Raw genomic sequence first — 14,909 nt, forward strand, 5'->3', positions numbered from 1 at the left:
CTGCTGTAGCGAGCGCTACAGCAGAGGCCGTGTCCGAATGTCAGACTTGACCCCCGTGCTTACTCGAACTTGAACTCGATCAAGGCGTCGTTGGGGTAGGCCTGGTCGTTCAGCGGCACCGAGTACATCTTGCCATCCTCGTCGACCTTGAGCTCCAGCCTGCGGGCACCATCCACCAGCGTGGCGCTGGCGATGACGCGGTCGCTGTGCACGCTCAAAGTGAAGTCCTTGAACGAACACCAGTCCGTGGTCAGGGTCAGGGTGTTGATCGTCGCGCGTAGCAGGAAGGGGATGTAGTTCTTCGCTACCGCGATCAGCACCCGGCACTCCAGCCGGATATCGCCGAGGCGCCGCATGTCGGCCGGCACGCCGGCGCTGCGCACGTCCGGCATCCAGCCGTAGTAGTTCTTCTTCTGGTTCAGCACCACATCGGCGTTGTCGTCTTCCGCTGCCCGGTTGCGCGGCAGGCTGAAACTGTGATCGGCCGCCAGCGGCAGCGGGATGTCGGTCTCGTTGCCGAACAGGCGTACCGAAAGCGTGTCGATGGCGCCTGCGGGCGCCTTCCTTTTGGTGTGCATGCGGAAGCGCACTTGCTGCGCATTCGGCGCCAGCGCGTGCTGGCTGTCGAAGGCGTCCAGGCCGGACAGCATGTAGCGGTAAGGCTGCATTTCCGGACTGCGGGTGCCGTTGATGACGACCATCTGTCCCTCTCCGGCTTCCGTGTCGGCCGCCGTGGCCGGCAGCGCCGCCACGGCGGCCGCCAGCAGCGCGGCGCTCATGAAGTGCTTGCCCGCCATGCTCAGCCTTCCTCGCGGCGGCGGCGCATCCAGACGGCGGCGGCGATCATCGCCACCCCAGCTGCGACGCCGATCCATACGCTGACGCCACTGAGCGTGCCCCACGAGGCGCTGAAGATGGTGTCCGGCAGCGCCAGCTTGTTCGCTTCATGGCGCAGCGACACGGTGTCGGCTTCGAAGATGATCCACGAACCGGGAATCACACCCAGCAGGATGCGGTCGACCACGCGGGTGACGAACCAGCCGGCGTTGAAGCCGAAGTGCAGCGCCTTCTCGGCCCACATCAGCAGCAGCGACGTCACCAGCGGCGTGCCCACGGCCCACAGGAACACCTTGGAGCGCGCCATGCTCGACACCATCAGCAACCAGCCCACCGTCGGCAAGGCCCACAGGATGTAGACCGGCAGCAGTCCCAGCAGGCGCAGCGGCGTCAGGTAGAGGTCGGGCGCCACCAGCAGCGCGCCGAACAGGTTGGTGCCGTGCACCAGCATCGCCAGGCAGCCGGCCAGCAGGATCACCAAGGACAGCACGGTGCCGATCGCCACCGTGATCAGCGGCGCCACCACCAGGGCCAGCGCGACCTTGGACATGACGGTGGTCAGGTCCGACACCGGCAGCGATTTCCAGAACAGCAGGCTGCGGTCGCGGCGCTCGTCGTTCAGCGCGCCCAGGCAGTAGAAGAACACCAGGAAGCTCAACACCATCATGATCGGCAGCGACGACAGCATATAGGCCTGCGACGCCGTTTCGACGATGCGCGCGCGCATCGCGCCTTCGACGGTGACGGTGCCGATCGACATGGTCTGGCCATCGTCGCTGAAGTTGGCGTTGTGGCCCAGGAAGATGCCGGTCAGCGCCAATGCCGCGATCAGCCCGGCGATCACGGCGGGAGCCCAGAACAGCATGCCCTTGTGCTCCCACAGTTCGCGCTTGATCAGCCATTTCATCGTTTTCATGCGTAGGTTCCTTTCATCGTCGCGACAAACAGGTCGGCAACGCTGGGCGTGCGCAATTCCCCGAAGGTCGACAGTTGCAGCCGCGGCACGCCATCGAACAGCATGATGGACTTGCCGAACACGGTGCGCTGGCTCATCGGTTGCAGCGCGTTGGCGGCCGCCACGAATTGCGGCTCGACCATCACTTCGGTGAAGCGTTCGCCCACCTCGTCCATCGACGCCGACAGCGAGATCTTGCCATCCTGGATGAACATCAGGTCGGTCAGGATGTGCTCGACTTCCTCGATCTGGTGGGTGGTGATCAGGATGGTCTTGTGCTCGTCGAAGTAGTCTTCCAGCAGGTTCTGGTAGAACTGCTTGCGGTACAGGATGTCCAGGCCCAAGGTCGGCTCGTCGAGCACCAGCAGCTTGGCGTCGATCGCCATCACCAGCGCCAGGTGCAGCTGCACCACCATGCCCTTGGACATGGCTTTGACCTTCATGTCCGGCGTCAGCTTGGTGTGGGCCAGGTATTTCTCGGCCTTGCTGCGGTCGAAGCGCGGATGCACGCCCTCGACAAAGGCGATCGCGTCCTTGACCTTCAGCCACTTCGGCAGGATGGCGACGTCGGCGATGAAGCAGACGTCGTTCATCAGCGCCTCGCGCTGCTTGCGCGGGTCCATGCCCAGCACCGACAGCTCGCCGTCGAACTGGGTCAGGCCCAGGATGGCTTTGAGGGTGGTGGTCTTGCCGGAACCGTTGGGGCCGATCAGGCCGACGATGCGGCCTGCCTCGACCGTGAAGCTGGCGCCATTCAGCGCGGCTTGCTTGCCGTACTGCTTGCTGAGCTTGGACGCCGTGATGAGGGCGCTCATGACGCACCTCCGGAGGCGATCGGCTTGAGCAGGGTGTCGAGCTCCAGGCCGAGGCGGCGGATACGTTCCAGCATCAGCGGCCATTCTTCGCGCAGGAAGCGCTCGCGTTCAGTGGCCAGCAGTTTGTCGCGGGCGCCTTCAGTGACGTACATACCTAGTCCCCTTCTTTTTTCTACGAGCGTTTCGTCCACCAGCTCCTGGTAGGCGCGTGATACGGTGATCGGATTGAGTTGGTAGTCGGCGGCCACCTGCCTGACCGAGGGCAGGGCGTCGCCGGGCTTGAGCAGGCCGTCGAGCATCATGCCGATGACCTTCTCCTTGAGCTGCCGATAAATCGGCGCATTGTCATTCCAGCCTATCGTGGACATACATGTGGTCCCCTTGATGTGTGTTAATGGAGTGGTGTTGTAGTAAACTATAACACTAGAATTAAAAAAGGCAAGCACTTCTTGAGGATTTTTGTCGGCGACGAGGCTGGCGGCGGGCTTGGGTCATAATGGCGGCGTTATGTTTTTTTGCAGAAGGATTCCATGATGTACTTTCAACGCACGATCAAACTTGCCGCGCCGCTGATGCTGGCCGGCCTGCTGGCCGCCTGTTCCACGCTGATCGGCCCGCGCCAGGTGGAACTGCCGCAGGCGCGCATGCAGCAGAACCTGGACCGCAAATTCCCGGTACGCCACCGCGTGCTGGGCGTGTTCGAGGTCGAGCTGAGCCATCCGCAACTGGCCATCCTGCCCGAGAACGACCGCGTGGCGCTGACCCTGGACGTGAACGTGGCGCCGCTGCTGGCGCGCCAGGCGTGGCATGGCAGCATGGCGGTGTCGGGGCGCTTGAGGGTCGATAACGTGCGCAACGTCATCTACATCGGCGACGCCCATGTGGACAGCTTCGTGGTCGACGGCATGGACGAGGGCAAGCAGAACCAGATCGCCAGCGTCGTCAACCTGCTGGGCGAGAGCACGCTCAAGGATGTACCGGTACACACCTTCCGGCCGGAAGACCTGCGCTACGCCGGCGTGCAGTTCGTGCTGACCGGGATCAGCACCAAGCCTGGCGCGCTGGTCGCCAACCTGCAGCCGGCGCAGTAAGCGCCAGACGAAGCCGAGGTCGCGTACTGTTCGATCGAGGTGGTCGGCAGCAGGCGGCCCTGGCCGACATCATCCGGCCCGTGGCGGCCGAGGCCTCGCTCATCCCCGCCAGACCGACGCTGGCGCCGCCAGCGTGCATTTCGCGCCGTTTTGCCGCGTTTCGTCGCATCGTGTTCCACGCCGTTGCGCCGGCGGGCATAGTGGCCTCACCTTAACCAGCCATGCGGAGCCGATCATGATTCAGCAAATTGTCAGCCATACACCTACCTACGTCTGGGCCTTGCTGGCCTTCCTGCTGTATCGCGGTGTATTGGCCAGCCGCGACCGCGAGATCTCCCTGCAGAAACTGTTCATCATCCCGGCGGTGATGGTGTGGCTGTCGCTGTCCAGCATGAACGAACATGGCGCGCTGGGCGGCGGCGTGTGGCTGGTCTGGGCCTTGGGCGTGGCGGCCGGCGTGGCGCTTGTGTGGAGGCTCGGCAGCGGCGCCGTCATCGTGGTCAACCGCGCCGCGGGCACCGTGCGCCAGCGCGGCAGCTGGGCGCCGTTGATGCTGATGATCGCCATCTTCAGCACCAAATATGTGGTGGCGGTGCTGACTGCCATGCATCCCGAGATGCAGCAGGACCTGGCGTTTGCGGCCGCCGTCACCACGATGTTCGGCCTGTTCAACGGCGTGTTCATCGGCCGCATGGTCCGCTATGTGGCGGCCTGGCTGCTGCAGCCCGAGGCAACTGTGGCTTGATGGTTTCGCATGTTTCCTTGTGGCGCGGGGCAAGAGCTTCTACAATTCGCGACATTGACGAACTGTAGGAGCTAGCCTCATGACGATATTTGGAATTGGACTGCACGTGCTGGTGGCGCTGTTCTTCGCCGTGCACGTGATCCGCAGCGGGCAGCAGATGTACTGGCTGATGATCCTGTTTATGTTTCCCGGACTGGGCAGCATCGTGTACTTCATCGCGATCTATCTGCCGGATTCAAAACTGAACCACGGCGCCCGCAAGGTGGTGACGGCGGCGGCCCGCTCGCTCGATCCGGGCCGGGAATTGCGCGAGGCGCGCGACGCCTACGCCTACACGCCCACCGCGCAGAACCAGATGCGCCTGGCCAGCGCGCAGATGGAGGCCGGCGCCGCCGACGAGGCCGCCGCCACCTACGAAGCCTGCCTGCAAGGACCGTTCTCGGGCGACCTGGAAATCCGCTACGGCGCCGCGCGCGCCACGCTGGCTTGCGGCCGCGCCGCCGCCGCGGTCACGCATCTGCAAACCATCCGCGCCGCCGACGCCGGTTTCCGTGGCGAACAGGTGTCGCTGCTGCTGGCCCAGTCGCTGGCCGCGGCCGGCCGCCAGGACGAGGCGAAGACGGAGTTCGAGTTTGCGCTGGGCCGCTACAACAGCTTTGCCGTGCAGGCCGAGTTCGCGATCTGGGCGGCCGGCGCCGGCGACACGGCGCGCGCCGGCCAGCTGCACGCCGAGCTGCAACGCACGATGGAGCGCTGGACCCGCCATACGCGCGACATGAACCAGGAATTGATACGCCGGCTGAACGCGGCGATGGCAGCCGTCAAGCGCTGATTACTTCGGTTTGACGCTGTGGCCGGGGTTGTAGGCGCCCCCGGTGGCGGCGATGGCCTGGTTGAGCTTGGCCATGGTCTCCGGCGCCACGTCCTTGCTGCAAGCGATGTGGCGCTTCATCCCCGGCGGCATGTCGGGGAAATCGAACTGCACGGTCGACTGCAACAACTTTTCCCTTGGGCGGAAATAGTTCAAGTCTTCGCGGTCCACAAACATGAACGAGGCGCGGCCCACCGCGAGCATGCGCATCATCAGCGTGGTTTCCACCGTGCGGCTCATGATGCGGATCTTTCCACTCTTGATCATCTGGTCCAGCGCCGGCCCATAGGACACGCCTTCCACCACGCCCAGCGTCAGGCTCGGGTCGTCCAGCAAGGAATTCAGCGTCGGATGGGCCGTGACCCGCTGCACAAAGTCCTGCGAAATCAACACGGTGTGCGGCAAGTCTTCATGGATGGGGGCGGTGAACTGCGCCACCGCTTCGCGCTCCGGCAGCCGGTACCAGCTGATCGAGCAGTAATTGGTGGCGCCATGCGTGAAGTTGGCCCAGATCCGTTTTTGCGGTTCGTTGACGAACTGCGCAGGGATGCCGGCCAGGCTGAAGATGTTCCTGGCGCGCTCCAGCAGGAAGCCCTGCGGCTGGCCTTGCCCGATGTGATGGTAGGGCGGCTTGTCGCGCCAGGCGACGGTAATGGTCTGGGGAGCGCACCAGCCGCTGCCGCTCAGCAGTGCGGTGGCGGCCAGTAGACTGCTGCGAAAGAAACTTATGCGTATCGTCATGAAATCGATTATAGGGCCATCCGCTGCGCCGCCGCCAGAACTGTGGGAGAATCTTGTTCGTTTGATAAAAAGGAGATCCATGAACGCCAAGTTGCCCGCATTCGTCGCCGCCAGCGATGTCGTCGATTTTCATCATCCCGAAGTGGCGGCGCTGGCCCGCTCGCTGCAGGCCGGCACGCCGCGCGCCACGGCGCAGCGCTGCTTCGAGTGGGTGCGCGACCAGATCGAGCACAGCATCGATTACAAGCGCGACGAGATCAGCTGCAACGCCTCCGAGGCGCTGGCGCTGGGCACCGGCCTGTGCACCGCGAAAAGCCATCTGCTGGTGGCGCTGCTGCGCGCCAACGGCATCCCGTCCGGCTTCTGCTACCAGCGCCTGACGCTGCGCGACGCCGGTTCGCCGTTCTGCACGCATGGGCTGGTGGCGGTGTGGCTGCAAGAGGGCGGCTGGTACCGCTGCGATGCGCGCGGCAACAAGGCCACCGTGCATTGCGAATTCACGCCGGGCGTGGAGAACCTGGCCTTCCCGGTGGTGACGCCGGGCGAGCAGTTGTATCCGCAAGTGTGGGCGCAGCCGTGGCCGGAGCTGGTACGGCGCATGCGCAGACTGACGTCGATCTCGGCCTATTGCGTGACGCCGATCGACGCCGCGCCGCCGGCGGACGGGGTGGCGATTACGCTGGAATGACGGCGCCGTCGAGCGCGTGGCGCGTGATGGCGCCAGCGCTGTCGATGGCGATCCAGCCGCCGCGCGGCGGCTGGGCTTCCGGCTCCCAGTCCGGCAGCACGTAGCGGCGCTTGCCGTCCACCGTGTGCAGGGCGGGGCGGTGGGTGTGGCCGTGGATCATGACGTCGGCGCCGGTGGCGGCGAACACGTCGCGGATCGCCTGCGGCGTCACATCCATGATCTCGTAGGATTTGTTGCCCTGGTCCTTGCGGCTGTTCTCGCGCATGCCGGCGATGATGGCCTTGCGCTGCGCCAGCGGCATCGCCACGAACTGCTGCTGCCACGCGCTCTGGCGCACCATGGCGCGGAACTCCATGTACTTGACGTCCTCGGTGCACTGGGCGTCGCCGTGCAGCACCACCAGGCGCTGGCCGGCGATCTCGGTCACATAGGTTTCCGGCAGCAGGGTCAGGCCCGCCGCGGCGGCGAACTGCGCGCCGACCAGGAAATCGCGGTTGCCGGCGATCCAGTAGACGGCCACGCCCGCATCGCTCACGCTGCGCAGCGCGGCAATGATGTGCTGGTGATAGGGATCGCTGATATCGTCGTCGCCGGCCCAGTATTCAAACAGGTCGCCCAGCAGGTACAACTGTTGCGCGCGCCGCGCATGCCGCTCCAGGAAGTCGAAAAACGCGACGCTGGTGGCAGGATGCGCGGGCTGCAAATGCAGATCGGAGATAAACAGCGCGCAGACCTGGTCCGCGCGCATGTTGGCATCGCTCATTAATTAAGCAGCCAGTTCGATCTTCTCGATGATGACGTCTTCCGCCGGCACGTCGGCGAACATGCCGCTGCGGGTGGTTTTGACTTTCTTGATGGCGTCGACCACTTCGGTGCCTTCGATGACTTTACCGAACACGGCGTAACCCCAGCCGTCCTGGCCTGGGTAGTCCAGGAAGGAGTTGTTCTTGACGTTGATGAAGAACTGGGCCGATGCCGAGTGCGGCGCCGAGGTGCGGGCCATGGCCAGCGTGTAGGTGTCGTTCTTCAGGCCGTTCTTGCCTTCGTTTTCCACGGTGGTGTCGGCTGGCTTCTGCTTCATGCCTGGCTCGAAACCGCCGCCCTGGACCATGAAGCCGTCGATCACGCGGTGGAAAATGGTGTTGGCATAGTGGCCGGCTTCCATGTAGGCCAGGAAGTTGGCGACCGACTTAGGCGCTTTCTCGTCGTTCAGTTCGACGGTCATTTTGCCCATGTTGGTGGTGATGATTACGTTGGTCATGTTGTTATCCCGAAGTGGTTAAAAAATACGGCAGGCCGCTATTTTACAGTTTTGGCTGGATAGGGGTCTTCAAAATCGTCGCCGACTTGATCACGACTGGGATCACGGGGATGTTTTGGAACATGCCCTTGTCGTCGACCAGCACGCCCTTGATCTTGTCGACCACCTCCTGGCCCTTGATGACTTTGCCGAACACCGTGTAGCCGAAACCGTCGCGGCCGGGGTAGTTCAGGGCTTCGTTGTCGGCCACGTTGATGAAGAATTGCGAGGTGGCGGAGTTGGGATCGCCGGTGCGGGCCATGGCCAGCGTGTAGTTGTTGTTGGTCAGGCCGTTCTGCGATTCGATAGCCACCGGCGGGTTGGTTTTCTTTTGCTTGAGTTTTTCATCGAAGCCGCCGCCCTGGATCATGAAGCCGTCGATCACGCGGTGGAAGATGGTGCCCTTGTAGAAGCCGGCCTTCACATAGGTCAAGAAATTGTCGACCGACTTGGGCGCCTTCTCGTGGTTCAGCTCGACCACGATATCGCCCATCGAGGTCTTGATTTCAACTTGCGGCGTGGCGTTGTTGGCGGGAGCGGCTGCCAGGGCCGCGCCGGACAGGGCGACGCCGGCAAACATGGTCATCAGTTTGGCGAACAGTGATGGCTGAGTTTGGTGCATTGTTACTTCCTCGTAGTGGTTTTATCCGGGTTGAACTGGCCGACTTGCCAAAAATCCTAAAGCAGATTGGGTCTATGCTGTTTTTATCAATGCTATACTTGTCCATTCTACCCCTTAGAAGGTGGAAAGAATAACTACCGAGTGTCAGCCGGTCTCCAACGTGATGCGATGAATGCCAGGTGCGCGCCTACCGCGCCGCGCCCGGTCCTCGTATTGCCCGGGACCGCGGCGCGCGCACTACAAAGAACAAGCAGAGAAACCGCAAGAGCCCGATGAGCAATTTAAAGATTTACAACACGCTGGCGCGTGACAAGCAGACATTCGTTCCCATCGAGGCAGGCAAAGTCCGCATGTACGTCTGCGGCATGACCATCTACGATTACTGCCACATCGGCCACGCCCGCATGATGATGGCGTTCGACGTCATGTACCGCTGGCTGCTGGCCTCCGGCTACCAGGTCACCTATGCCCGCAACATCACCGACATCGACGACAAGATCATCAAGCGCGCGGTCGAGAACGGCGAGACCATCTCGCAGCTGACCACCCGTTTCACGCGCTACATGGACGAGGACACCGGCGCGCTGGGCATCCTGCCGGCCACGCTGGTGCCGCGCGCCACCGAATACGTGCCGCAGATGCTGGCGCTGATCGAGACGCTGGAGTCCAAGGACCTGGCCTACCAGGGCGCGGACGGCGACGTCAACTACGCGGTGCGCAACTTCCCCAACTACGGCAAGCTGTCCGGCAAGTCGCTCGACGACCTGCGCGCCGGCGAGCGCGTCGACGTCAACACCGGCAAGCGCGATCCGCTGGACTTCGTGCTGTGGAAGGCATCGAAAGAATCGGAGCCCGACGAGGTCAAATGGGATTCCAAGTGGGGCAAGGGCCGTCCGGGCTGGCACATCGAGTGCTCCGCCATGTGCTCGGCGCTGCTGGGCGAACACTTCGACATCCACGGCGGCGGCGCGGACTTGCAGTTCCCGCACCACGAAAACGAGATCGCCCAGTCGGAAGGCGCGTTCGGCCATACGATGGTCAACTACTGGGTGCACAACGGCTTCGTGCGCGTGGATAACGAGAAGATGTCCAAATCGCTGGGCAACTTCTTCACCATCCGCGACGTGCTCAAGAAGTACGACGCCGAAGTGGTGCGCTTCTTCATCCTGCGCGCCCACTACCGCAGCCCGCTGAACTATTCGGACGTGCACCTGGACGACGCCCGCGTCGCGCTGACCCGCCTGTACACCGCGCTGGACGGCGTCGAGGGCGACGGCCTGGCGCTGGACTGGAGCGAACCGTACGCCGTGCGCTTCGCCGAGGCGATGGACGACGACTTCAACACACCGGTCGCCTTGGCCGTGCTGTTCGACCTGGTGAGCGAGCTGAACAAATCGAAATCGCCCGCCGTGGCGCGTCAGCTCAAGGCCCTGGCCGGCGTCATCGGCCTGCTGGCCCGCACGCCGCAGCAGTTCCGCCAGGCGGCGGTCGGCGCGGCCGACGCCTCCGGCGACGCCGCCATCGCGGCACAGATCGCCAAGCGCATCGAAGCCAAAAAGGCGCGCAACTTCGCCGAATCGGACAAGATCCGCGCCGATCTGCTGGCGGCCGGCGTCATCCTCGAAGACAAGCCTGACGGCACGACCAACTGGCGCCGCGCATAATGGTCACCGCCAAGGATAACGAGGGCGCAGACGGCGCAGTATCGGCCGTGCCGCCGTACTGGGAGCAGGCCAAGATCGAGCTCATGAAGCGGGACCGCATCATGAAAAAGCTGATCCCGCAATTTGGCGACCTGCACCTGGTCGGCCACGACGACCCGTTCACCACCTTGGCGCGCTCCATCGTCGGCCAACAAGTGACCACCAAGGCGGCCGACGTCGCCTGGAAGAAGCTACTGCTGGTCAGCCCGAAATGCTCGCCGGCGCAGATCATCAAGGCCGGCGCCGAGCAGTTGTCGGCTTGCGGCCTGTCCAAGCGCAAGACCGAATACATCCTCGACCTGGCCGACCACTTCAAGAACAAGCGCGTCCACACCAGCCAGTGGGACCAAATGGATGACGAGGCCGTCATCGCCGAACTGGTGCAGATCCGCGGCATCGGCCGCTGGACAGCCGAGATGTTTTTGATATTTAATCTGCTGCGGCCGAATGTTTTGCCGCTCGATGACCCCGGTTTGATCCAGGGCATCAGCCAGAATTATTTTTCCGGCGAACCTGTGTCCCGTAGCGACGCGCGCGAGGTTTCGGCCAACTGGGAGCCGTGGCGCACGGTGGCGACCTGGTACTTATGGCGTAGCCTGGACCCGGTTGCTGTAGAATAGATGCTCTAATCGCTGTGCGAGGCCTTTTTGTGCCTGCATGGCTGAGAATAATCACGGAGGTACAATGACCAAAACGACTTTCCTCAACTTTGAGCAACCGATCGCCGAACTCGATGGCAAAATCGAAGAGCTGCGCTTCGTCCAGGACGATTCGGCTGTCGACATCTCTGAGGAGATCGACCGTCTGGCCAAAAAGAGCCAGCAACTGACCAAAGACATCTACGCCAAGCTGACCCCCTGGCAGGTCGCGCAGATCGCGCGCCACCCACAGCGTCCCTACACGATGGACTATGTGAACGAAATCTTCACCGACTTCCACGAACTGCACGGCGACCGCAGCTATGCGGACGACCTGTCCGTGGTGGGCGGCCTGGCGCGCTTCAACGGTCAGGCTTGCATGGTCATCGGCCATCAAAAGGGCCGCGACACCAAGGAACGCGCGCTGCGCAACTTCGGCATGCCCAAGCCGGAAGGCTACCGCAAGGCCATGCGCCTGATGAAGCTGGCCGAGAAGTTCGGCATCCCGATCTTCACCTTCGTCGACACGCCGGGCGCCTTCCCGGGCATCGACGCAGAAGAGCGCGGCCAGTCCGAAGCGATCGGCCACAATCTGTACGTGATGGCGGAACTGAAAGTGCCGCTGATCGCCACCATCATCGGCGAAGGCGGCTCCGGCGGCGCGCTGGCGATCGCCGTGGGCGACGCGGTGCTGATGCTGCAATACGCGACCTACTCGGTGATCTCGCCGGAAGGCTGCGCCTCGATCCTGTGGAAGACCTCCGAGCGCGCCGCCGATGCGGCCGAAGCGCTGGGCCTGACCGCGCACCGCCTGAAGGCCATGGGCCTGATCGACAAGATCGTCACCGAGCCGCTGGGCGGCGCGCATCGCGATCCGAAACAGATGGCCACGCTGCTCAAGCGCGCGCTGGCTGATTCGCTGCGCCAGTTCCACGGCATGAAGACCAAGGACCTGCTGGAAGCCCGTCACGAAAAGCTGATGAGCTACGGTAAGTTCAAAGAAACCACGCCGCAAGAGTAATCGCGCGCGGCATGACACAACGACCGGGGGCGCATGCCCCCGGTTTGCATTTTGGAGCAGCAATTGAAGAAGCAACAGATCCCGACCTTGTCCTCAACCTTCGAACAGGCCGTCGCCGCCGCGCTGGCGCAGCAGCCAAGCGCGCCACGCATGGCCGTCGCCCTCAGCGGCGGGCTCGACTCGTCGGCGCTGCTCCACCTCGCGCACGCCTACGCGCAAGCGCATGGCGTGGCCTTGTACGCCTTCCACGTCCACCACGGCCTCAGCGCCAACGCCGACGCCTGGCTGGCGCACTGCGAGCAAGCCTGCGCCGCGCTGGGCGTGACGTTCGAAGCGCGCCGCGTGCAGCTGGCCAACCAGCAGAAGAGCGGCACCGAAGCGGCCGCCCGCAAGGTGCGCTACGCCGCGCTGGGCGCGCTGTGCGCCGCGCACGACGTCAAGCTGCTGCTGACCGCGCATCATCTGGACGACCAGGCCGAGACCGTGCTGCTGCAACTGCTGCGCGGCTCCGGCCCCGCCGGCCTGTCCGGCATGGACGCCGCCAACGCCGCGCCCGAACTGCTGGCCAATCCCGACCTGGTGATGGCGCGTCCATTGCTGCCGGCCTCGCGCAAGCAACTGGCCGCGTATGTGAGCGAGCACGGCATCGCCTACATCAAGGATGAATCCAACGACGACCCGCGCTTTGCCCGCAACGCGCTGCGCCACAAGGTGATGCCGGCGCTGGACCTGGCCTTCCCCGGCTTCCAGGAGCGCTTTGCGCGCAGCGCCCAGCACGCGCAGTCGGCCCAGCGCCTGCTGACCGAGCTGGCCGAGCAGGACCTGGCCCTGTGCCTGGTCGATGACTGCATCGATATCGCCAGGCTGCGCCTGCTAAGCCTGGATCGCAGCTACAACATGCTGCGCCACTGGTTCGCCACCCGCCAGCTGCGCATGCCGAGCGCGGCCTGGCTGTCCGAAATGCTGGTGCAACTGCTGGAAGCGCGCGACGGCGCGCAACCGCTGGTAACGCATCCCGATTGCCACGTGAGGCGCCACCGCGACCGCCTGCACATCACGCCGAAACTGGCAGACCTGGAAGGCACGCGCGAAGACGAGTTCGACAAAACGCCGGGCACTTCGTTCAGCTGGAACGGCGAGACCGAGATGGCGTTCCCGGCCTACGGCGGCGTGCTGCACTTCGAGCCGGCCGGCGAGGGCGAAGGCGGGCTGGACGCCGGCTGGCTGCGCGCCCAGCCCTTGCTGATCGAGTTCCGCAAGGGCGGCGAACGCCTCAAGCCGGCCCACAACCGTCCGACGCGCGGACTCAAGTATCATTACCAGGCGCTGAACATCCCGGCCTGGGAGCGCTCGCGCCTGCCGGTGGTCAGCAGCGGTCGCCAGGTGCTGTTCGCGGCCGGCGTCGGCATGGATTGCAATCAGCTGGTGGGTGAGGGCGTTTCACGCTGGCGCCTGCGTTGGCAGGCTGTATAGACAATAGCCCCTATCTGCCGAATTTTGTATGTAGATATGTCTATACGGTATGACTTTATGAGTTTTTTGACTTGTTATTTTGCAGTGCGGCATGTAGAGTTAAGGGTTCCATTTACCTTTATTTGAGCGGAAAACTCTCTGTTATGGCTTTAATCGTGCACAAATATGGCGGTACGTCGATGGGTTCGACGGACCGTATCAAGAACGTGGCGCAGCGTGTCGCCAAGTGGCATGACGCCGGGCACCGCATCGTCGTCGTCCCCTCGGCCATGTCCGGCGAGACCAATCGCCTGATCGCCCTGGCCAAGGAAATCCAGGCCCAGCCCGACCCGCGCGAACTGGATATGATCGCCTCCACCGGCGAGCAGGTGTCGGTTGGCCTGTTGTCGATGGCGCTGCTGGCGATCGGCAAGAAAGCCGTGTCCTACGCCGGCTGGCAAGTCGCGATTAAAACCGATTCCGCTTTCACCAAGGCCCGCATCCAGTCGATCGACAATGCAAAAGTGAACCGCGACCTGGATGACGGCAAGATCGTCATCATCACCGGCTTCCAGGGCGTGGACGATGGCGGCAACATCTCGACGCTCGGCCGCGGCGGTTCGGACACTTCCGCCGTGGCGATCGCCGCCGCGATGAAGGCCGACGAATGCCTGATCTTCACCGACGTAGACGGCGTGTACACGACCGATCCGCGCGTGGTGTCGGAAGCGCGCCGGCTCAAGGCGATCACGTTCGAGGAAATGCTGGAACTGGCGTCGCTGGGCTCGAAGGTGCTGCAAACCCGCTCGGTGGAATTCGCCGGCAACTATCGCGTGCCGACCCGCGTTCTGTCGTCGCTGACCGACCCGATGCTGGACCTGGCAGTAGAAGCCAACTCGGGCACCCTGATTTCGTTTGAGGAAGATACACACATGGAACAAGCAGTCATCTCCGGTATCGCGTTTAACCGCGACGAGGCCAAAATCACCGTGCTGGGCGTGCCCGACCGTCCAGGCGTGGCGTACCACATCCTGGGCCCGGTGGCCGACGCCAACATCGAAGTTGACATGATCATCCAGAACCAGTCGGTGGATGGCAAGACGGACTTCACCTTCACCGTGTCGCGCAACGACTACCAGCGCGCAATTGACGTGCTCAACAGCACCAAGGAAGAGCTGGGCGCGGCCAGCATCACCGGCGACGCCAAGGTGTCGAAGATCTCGGTGGTGGGCGTGGGCATGCGTTCGCATGTGGGCGTGGCGTCGCAGATGTTCCGCACCTTGTCGGAAGAGGGCATCAACATCATGATGATCTCGACCTCGGAAATTAAAATCTCCGTGCTGATCGACGAAAAATACATGGAACTGGCCGTGCGCGCGCTGCACAAGGCGTTCGAGTTGGAGAAGGCATAAAATTTTCAAAAAATATCG

General features: G+C 63.4%; 17 protein-coding genes. 9 read left to right on the plus strand and 8 right to left on the minus strand.

What is annotated here, in order from left to right:
- Window positions 1-59: 59 nt before the first annotated feature.
- From KVP70_RS31405 to KVP70_RS31420, 4 genes are read right to left on the minus strand one after another with little or no spacing between them, the layout of a single operon-like run.
- Window positions 60-797: a hypothetical protein gene (locus KVP70_RS31405; protein ID WP_217946305.1), complete on the minus strand. Its 738-nt coding sequence runs from the start codon at window positions 795-797 to the stop codon at window positions 60-62.
- Between the two features lie 2 nt (window positions 798-799).
- Window positions 800-1,753: a hypothetical protein gene (locus tag KVP70_RS31410; RefSeq protein WP_217946306.1), complete on the minus strand. Its 954-nt coding sequence runs from the start codon at window positions 1,751-1,753 to the stop codon at window positions 800-802.
- A complete protein-coding gene (locus KVP70_RS31415; protein ID WP_217946307.1) occupies window positions 1,750-2,607 on the minus strand; it encodes an ABC transporter ATP-binding protein in 858 nt (285 codons plus the stop codon). Before KVP70_RS31415 ends, KVP70_RS31410 begins: the two co-directional genes overlap by 4 nt.
- A complete protein-coding gene (locus KVP70_RS31420; protein ID WP_217946308.1) occupies window positions 2,604-2,975 on the minus strand; it encodes a GntR family transcriptional regulator in 372 nt (123 codons plus the stop codon). Before KVP70_RS31420 ends, KVP70_RS31415 begins: the two co-directional genes overlap by 4 nt.
- 162 nt (window positions 2,976-3,137) lie before the next feature.
- Here KVP70_RS31420 and KVP70_RS31425 point away from each other — a divergent pair, with 162 nt between their 5' ends.
- The 3 genes from KVP70_RS31425 to KVP70_RS31435 all read left to right on the plus strand — a co-directional run bounded on the left by KVP70_RS31425 (window position 3,138) and on the right by KVP70_RS31435 (window position 5,275).
- On the plus strand, window positions 3,138-3,698 hold the full coding sequence (locus KVP70_RS31425; protein ID WP_229225220.1) for a DUF1439 domain-containing protein: 561 nt from the start codon (window positions 3,138-3,140) through the stop codon (window positions 3,696-3,698).
- Between the two features lie 133 nt (window positions 3,699-3,831).
- A complete protein-coding gene (locus KVP70_RS31430) occupies window positions 3,832-4,443 on the plus strand; it encodes a DUF6622 family protein (protein WP_332844107.1) in 612 nt (203 codons plus the stop codon).
- 79 nt (window positions 4,444-4,522) lie between these two features.
- Complete coding sequence (locus KVP70_RS31435) at window positions 4,523-5,275, plus strand: tetratricopeptide repeat protein (protein ID WP_217946310.1); 753 nt, start codon at window positions 4,523-4,525, stop codon at window positions 5,273-5,275.
- Here the strand turns inward: KVP70_RS31435 and KVP70_RS31440 are convergent, their stop codons facing one another.
- Window positions 5,276-6,055, minus strand: a complete 780-nt coding sequence (locus KVP70_RS31440) for a substrate-binding periplasmic protein (RefSeq protein ID WP_217946311.1) — start codon at window positions 6,053-6,055, stop codon at window positions 5,276-5,278. It abuts the gene before it with no gap.
- Window positions 6,056-6,134: 79 nt separating this feature from the next.
- Here KVP70_RS31440 and KVP70_RS31445 point away from each other — a divergent pair, with 79 nt between their 5' ends.
- Window positions 6,135-6,743 carry a transglutaminase-like domain-containing protein gene (locus KVP70_RS31445; RefSeq protein ID WP_217946312.1) on the plus strand — a complete coding sequence of 203 codons (609 nt, stop codon included), beginning with the start codon at window positions 6,135-6,137 and terminating at the stop codon, window positions 6,741-6,743.
- Here the strand turns inward: KVP70_RS31445 and KVP70_RS31450 are convergent.
- The 3 genes from KVP70_RS31450 to KVP70_RS31460 are packed head-to-tail and all read right to left on the minus strand — an operon-like array spanning window position 6,730 to window position 8,665.
- A complete protein-coding gene (locus KVP70_RS31450; protein WP_217946314.1) occupies window positions 6,730-7,506 on the minus strand; it encodes a UDP-2,3-diacylglucosamine diphosphatase in 777 nt (258 codons plus the stop codon). The genes KVP70_RS31445 and KVP70_RS31450 overlap by 14 nt on opposite strands.
- Window positions 7,507-7,509: 3 nt before the next feature.
- The gene (locus tag KVP70_RS31455; RefSeq protein ID WP_217946315.1) at window positions 7,510-8,004 is read right to left on the minus strand and encodes a peptidylprolyl isomerase; all 495 of its coding nucleotides are present in this window, start codon (window positions 8,002-8,004) and stop codon (window positions 7,510-7,512) included.
- Window positions 8,005-8,047: 43 nt separating this feature from the next.
- Entirely contained in the window at window positions 8,048-8,665 is a 618-nt protein-coding gene (locus tag KVP70_RS31460) for a peptidylprolyl isomerase (RefSeq protein ID WP_217946317.1), read from the minus strand.
- Between the two features lie 272 nt (window positions 8,666-8,937).
- Here KVP70_RS31460 and cysS point away from each other — a divergent pair, with 272 nt between their 5' ends.
- The 5 genes from cysS to KVP70_RS31485 all read left to right on the plus strand — a co-directional run bounded on the left by cysS (window position 8,938) and on the right by KVP70_RS31485 (window position 14,891).
- Window positions 8,938-10,329, plus strand: coding sequence for a cysteine--tRNA ligase (cysS, locus tag KVP70_RS31465; RefSeq protein WP_217946318.1), 1,392 nt, complete (start codon window positions 8,938-8,940; stop codon window positions 10,327-10,329).
- Window positions 10,329-10,988: a DNA-3-methyladenine glycosylase family protein gene (locus KVP70_RS31470; protein WP_217946319.1), complete on the plus strand. Its 660-nt coding sequence runs from the start codon at window positions 10,329-10,331 to the stop codon at window positions 10,986-10,988. The genes cysS and KVP70_RS31470 overlap by 1 nt, the downstream gene beginning before the upstream one ends.
- A gap of 64 nt (window positions 10,989-11,052) precedes the next feature.
- The gene (locus tag KVP70_RS31475; RefSeq protein ID WP_020706147.1) at window positions 11,053-12,027 is read left to right on the plus strand and encodes an acetyl-CoA carboxylase carboxyltransferase subunit alpha; all 975 of its coding nucleotides are present in this window, start codon (window positions 11,053-11,055) and stop codon (window positions 12,025-12,027) included.
- A gap of 63 nt (window positions 12,028-12,090) precedes the next feature.
- Entirely contained in the window at window positions 12,091-13,500 is a 1,410-nt protein-coding gene (tilS, locus tag KVP70_RS31480) for a tRNA lysidine(34) synthetase TilS (protein ID WP_217946320.1), read from the plus strand.
- Window positions 13,501-13,643: 143 nt separating this feature from the next.
- Window positions 13,644-14,891, plus strand: coding sequence for an aspartate kinase (locus KVP70_RS31485; RefSeq protein ID WP_217946321.1), 1,248 nt, complete (start codon window positions 13,644-13,646; stop codon window positions 14,889-14,891).
- Window positions 14,892-14,909: the final 18 nt, after the last annotated feature.

It is taken from the genome of Duganella violaceipulchra (assembly GCF_019166075.1).
Taxonomy (GTDB): Bacteria; Pseudomonadota; Gammaproteobacteria; order Burkholderiales; family Burkholderiaceae_D; genus Rugamonas; species Rugamonas violaceipulchra.

What these genes read in the sequence shown, in the direction of transcription:
- KVP70_RS31410 (WP_217946306.1), bottom strand. Translation starts at nt 1,753, where the DNA reads ATGAAAACGATGAAATGGCTGATCAAGCGCGAACTGTGGGAGCACAAG.
- KVP70_RS31445 (WP_217946312.1), top strand. Translation starts at nt 6,135, where the DNA reads ATGAACGCCAAGTTGCCCGCATTCGTCGCCGCCAGCGATGTCGTCGAT.
- KVP70_RS31425 (WP_229225220.1), top strand. Translation starts at nt 3,138, where the DNA reads ATGATGTACTTTCAACGCACGATCAAACTTGCCGCGCCGCTGATGCTG.
- KVP70_RS31420 (WP_217946308.1), bottom strand. Translation starts at nt 2,975, where the DNA reads ATGTCCACGATAGGCTGGAATGACAATGCGCCGATTTATCGGCAGCTC.
- KVP70_RS31435 (WP_217946310.1), top strand. Translation starts at nt 4,523, where the DNA reads ATGACGATATTTGGAATTGGACTGCACGTGCTGGTGGCGCTGTTCTTC.
- KVP70_RS31475 (WP_020706147.1), top strand. Translation starts at nt 11,053, where the DNA reads ATGACCAAAACGACTTTCCTCAACTTTGAGCAACCGATCGCCGAACTC.
- KVP70_RS31405 (WP_217946305.1), bottom strand. Translation starts at nt 797, where the DNA reads ATGGCGGGCAAGCACTTCATGAGCGCCGCGCTGCTGGCGGCCGCCGTG.
- KVP70_RS31450 (WP_217946314.1), bottom strand. Translation starts at nt 7,506, where the DNA reads ATGAGCGATGCCAACATGCGCGCGGACCAGGTCTGCGCGCTGTTTATC.
- KVP70_RS31440 (WP_217946311.1), bottom strand. Translation starts at nt 6,055, where the DNA reads ATGACGATACGCATAAGTTTCTTTCGCAGCAGTCTACTGGCCGCCACC.
- cysS (WP_217946318.1), top strand. Translation starts at nt 8,938, where the DNA reads ATGAGCAATTTAAAGATTTACAACACGCTGGCGCGTGACAAGCAGACA.
- KVP70_RS31455 (WP_217946315.1), bottom strand. Translation starts at nt 8,004, where the DNA reads ATGACCAACGTAATCATCACCACCAACATGGGCAAAATGACCGTCGAA.
- KVP70_RS31485 (WP_217946321.1), top strand. Translation starts at nt 13,644, where the DNA reads ATGGCTTTAATCGTGCACAAATATGGCGGTACGTCGATGGGTTCGACG.
- KVP70_RS31470 (WP_217946319.1), top strand. Translation starts at nt 10,329, where the DNA reads ATGGTCACCGCCAAGGATAACGAGGGCGCAGACGGCGCAGTATCGGCC.
- KVP70_RS31415 (WP_217946307.1), bottom strand. Translation starts at nt 2,607, where the DNA reads ATGAGCGCCCTCATCACGGCGTCCAAGCTCAGCAAGCAGTACGGCAAG.
- KVP70_RS31460 (WP_217946317.1), bottom strand. Translation starts at nt 8,665, where the DNA reads ATGCACCAAACTCAGCCATCACTGTTCGCCAAACTGATGACCATGTTT.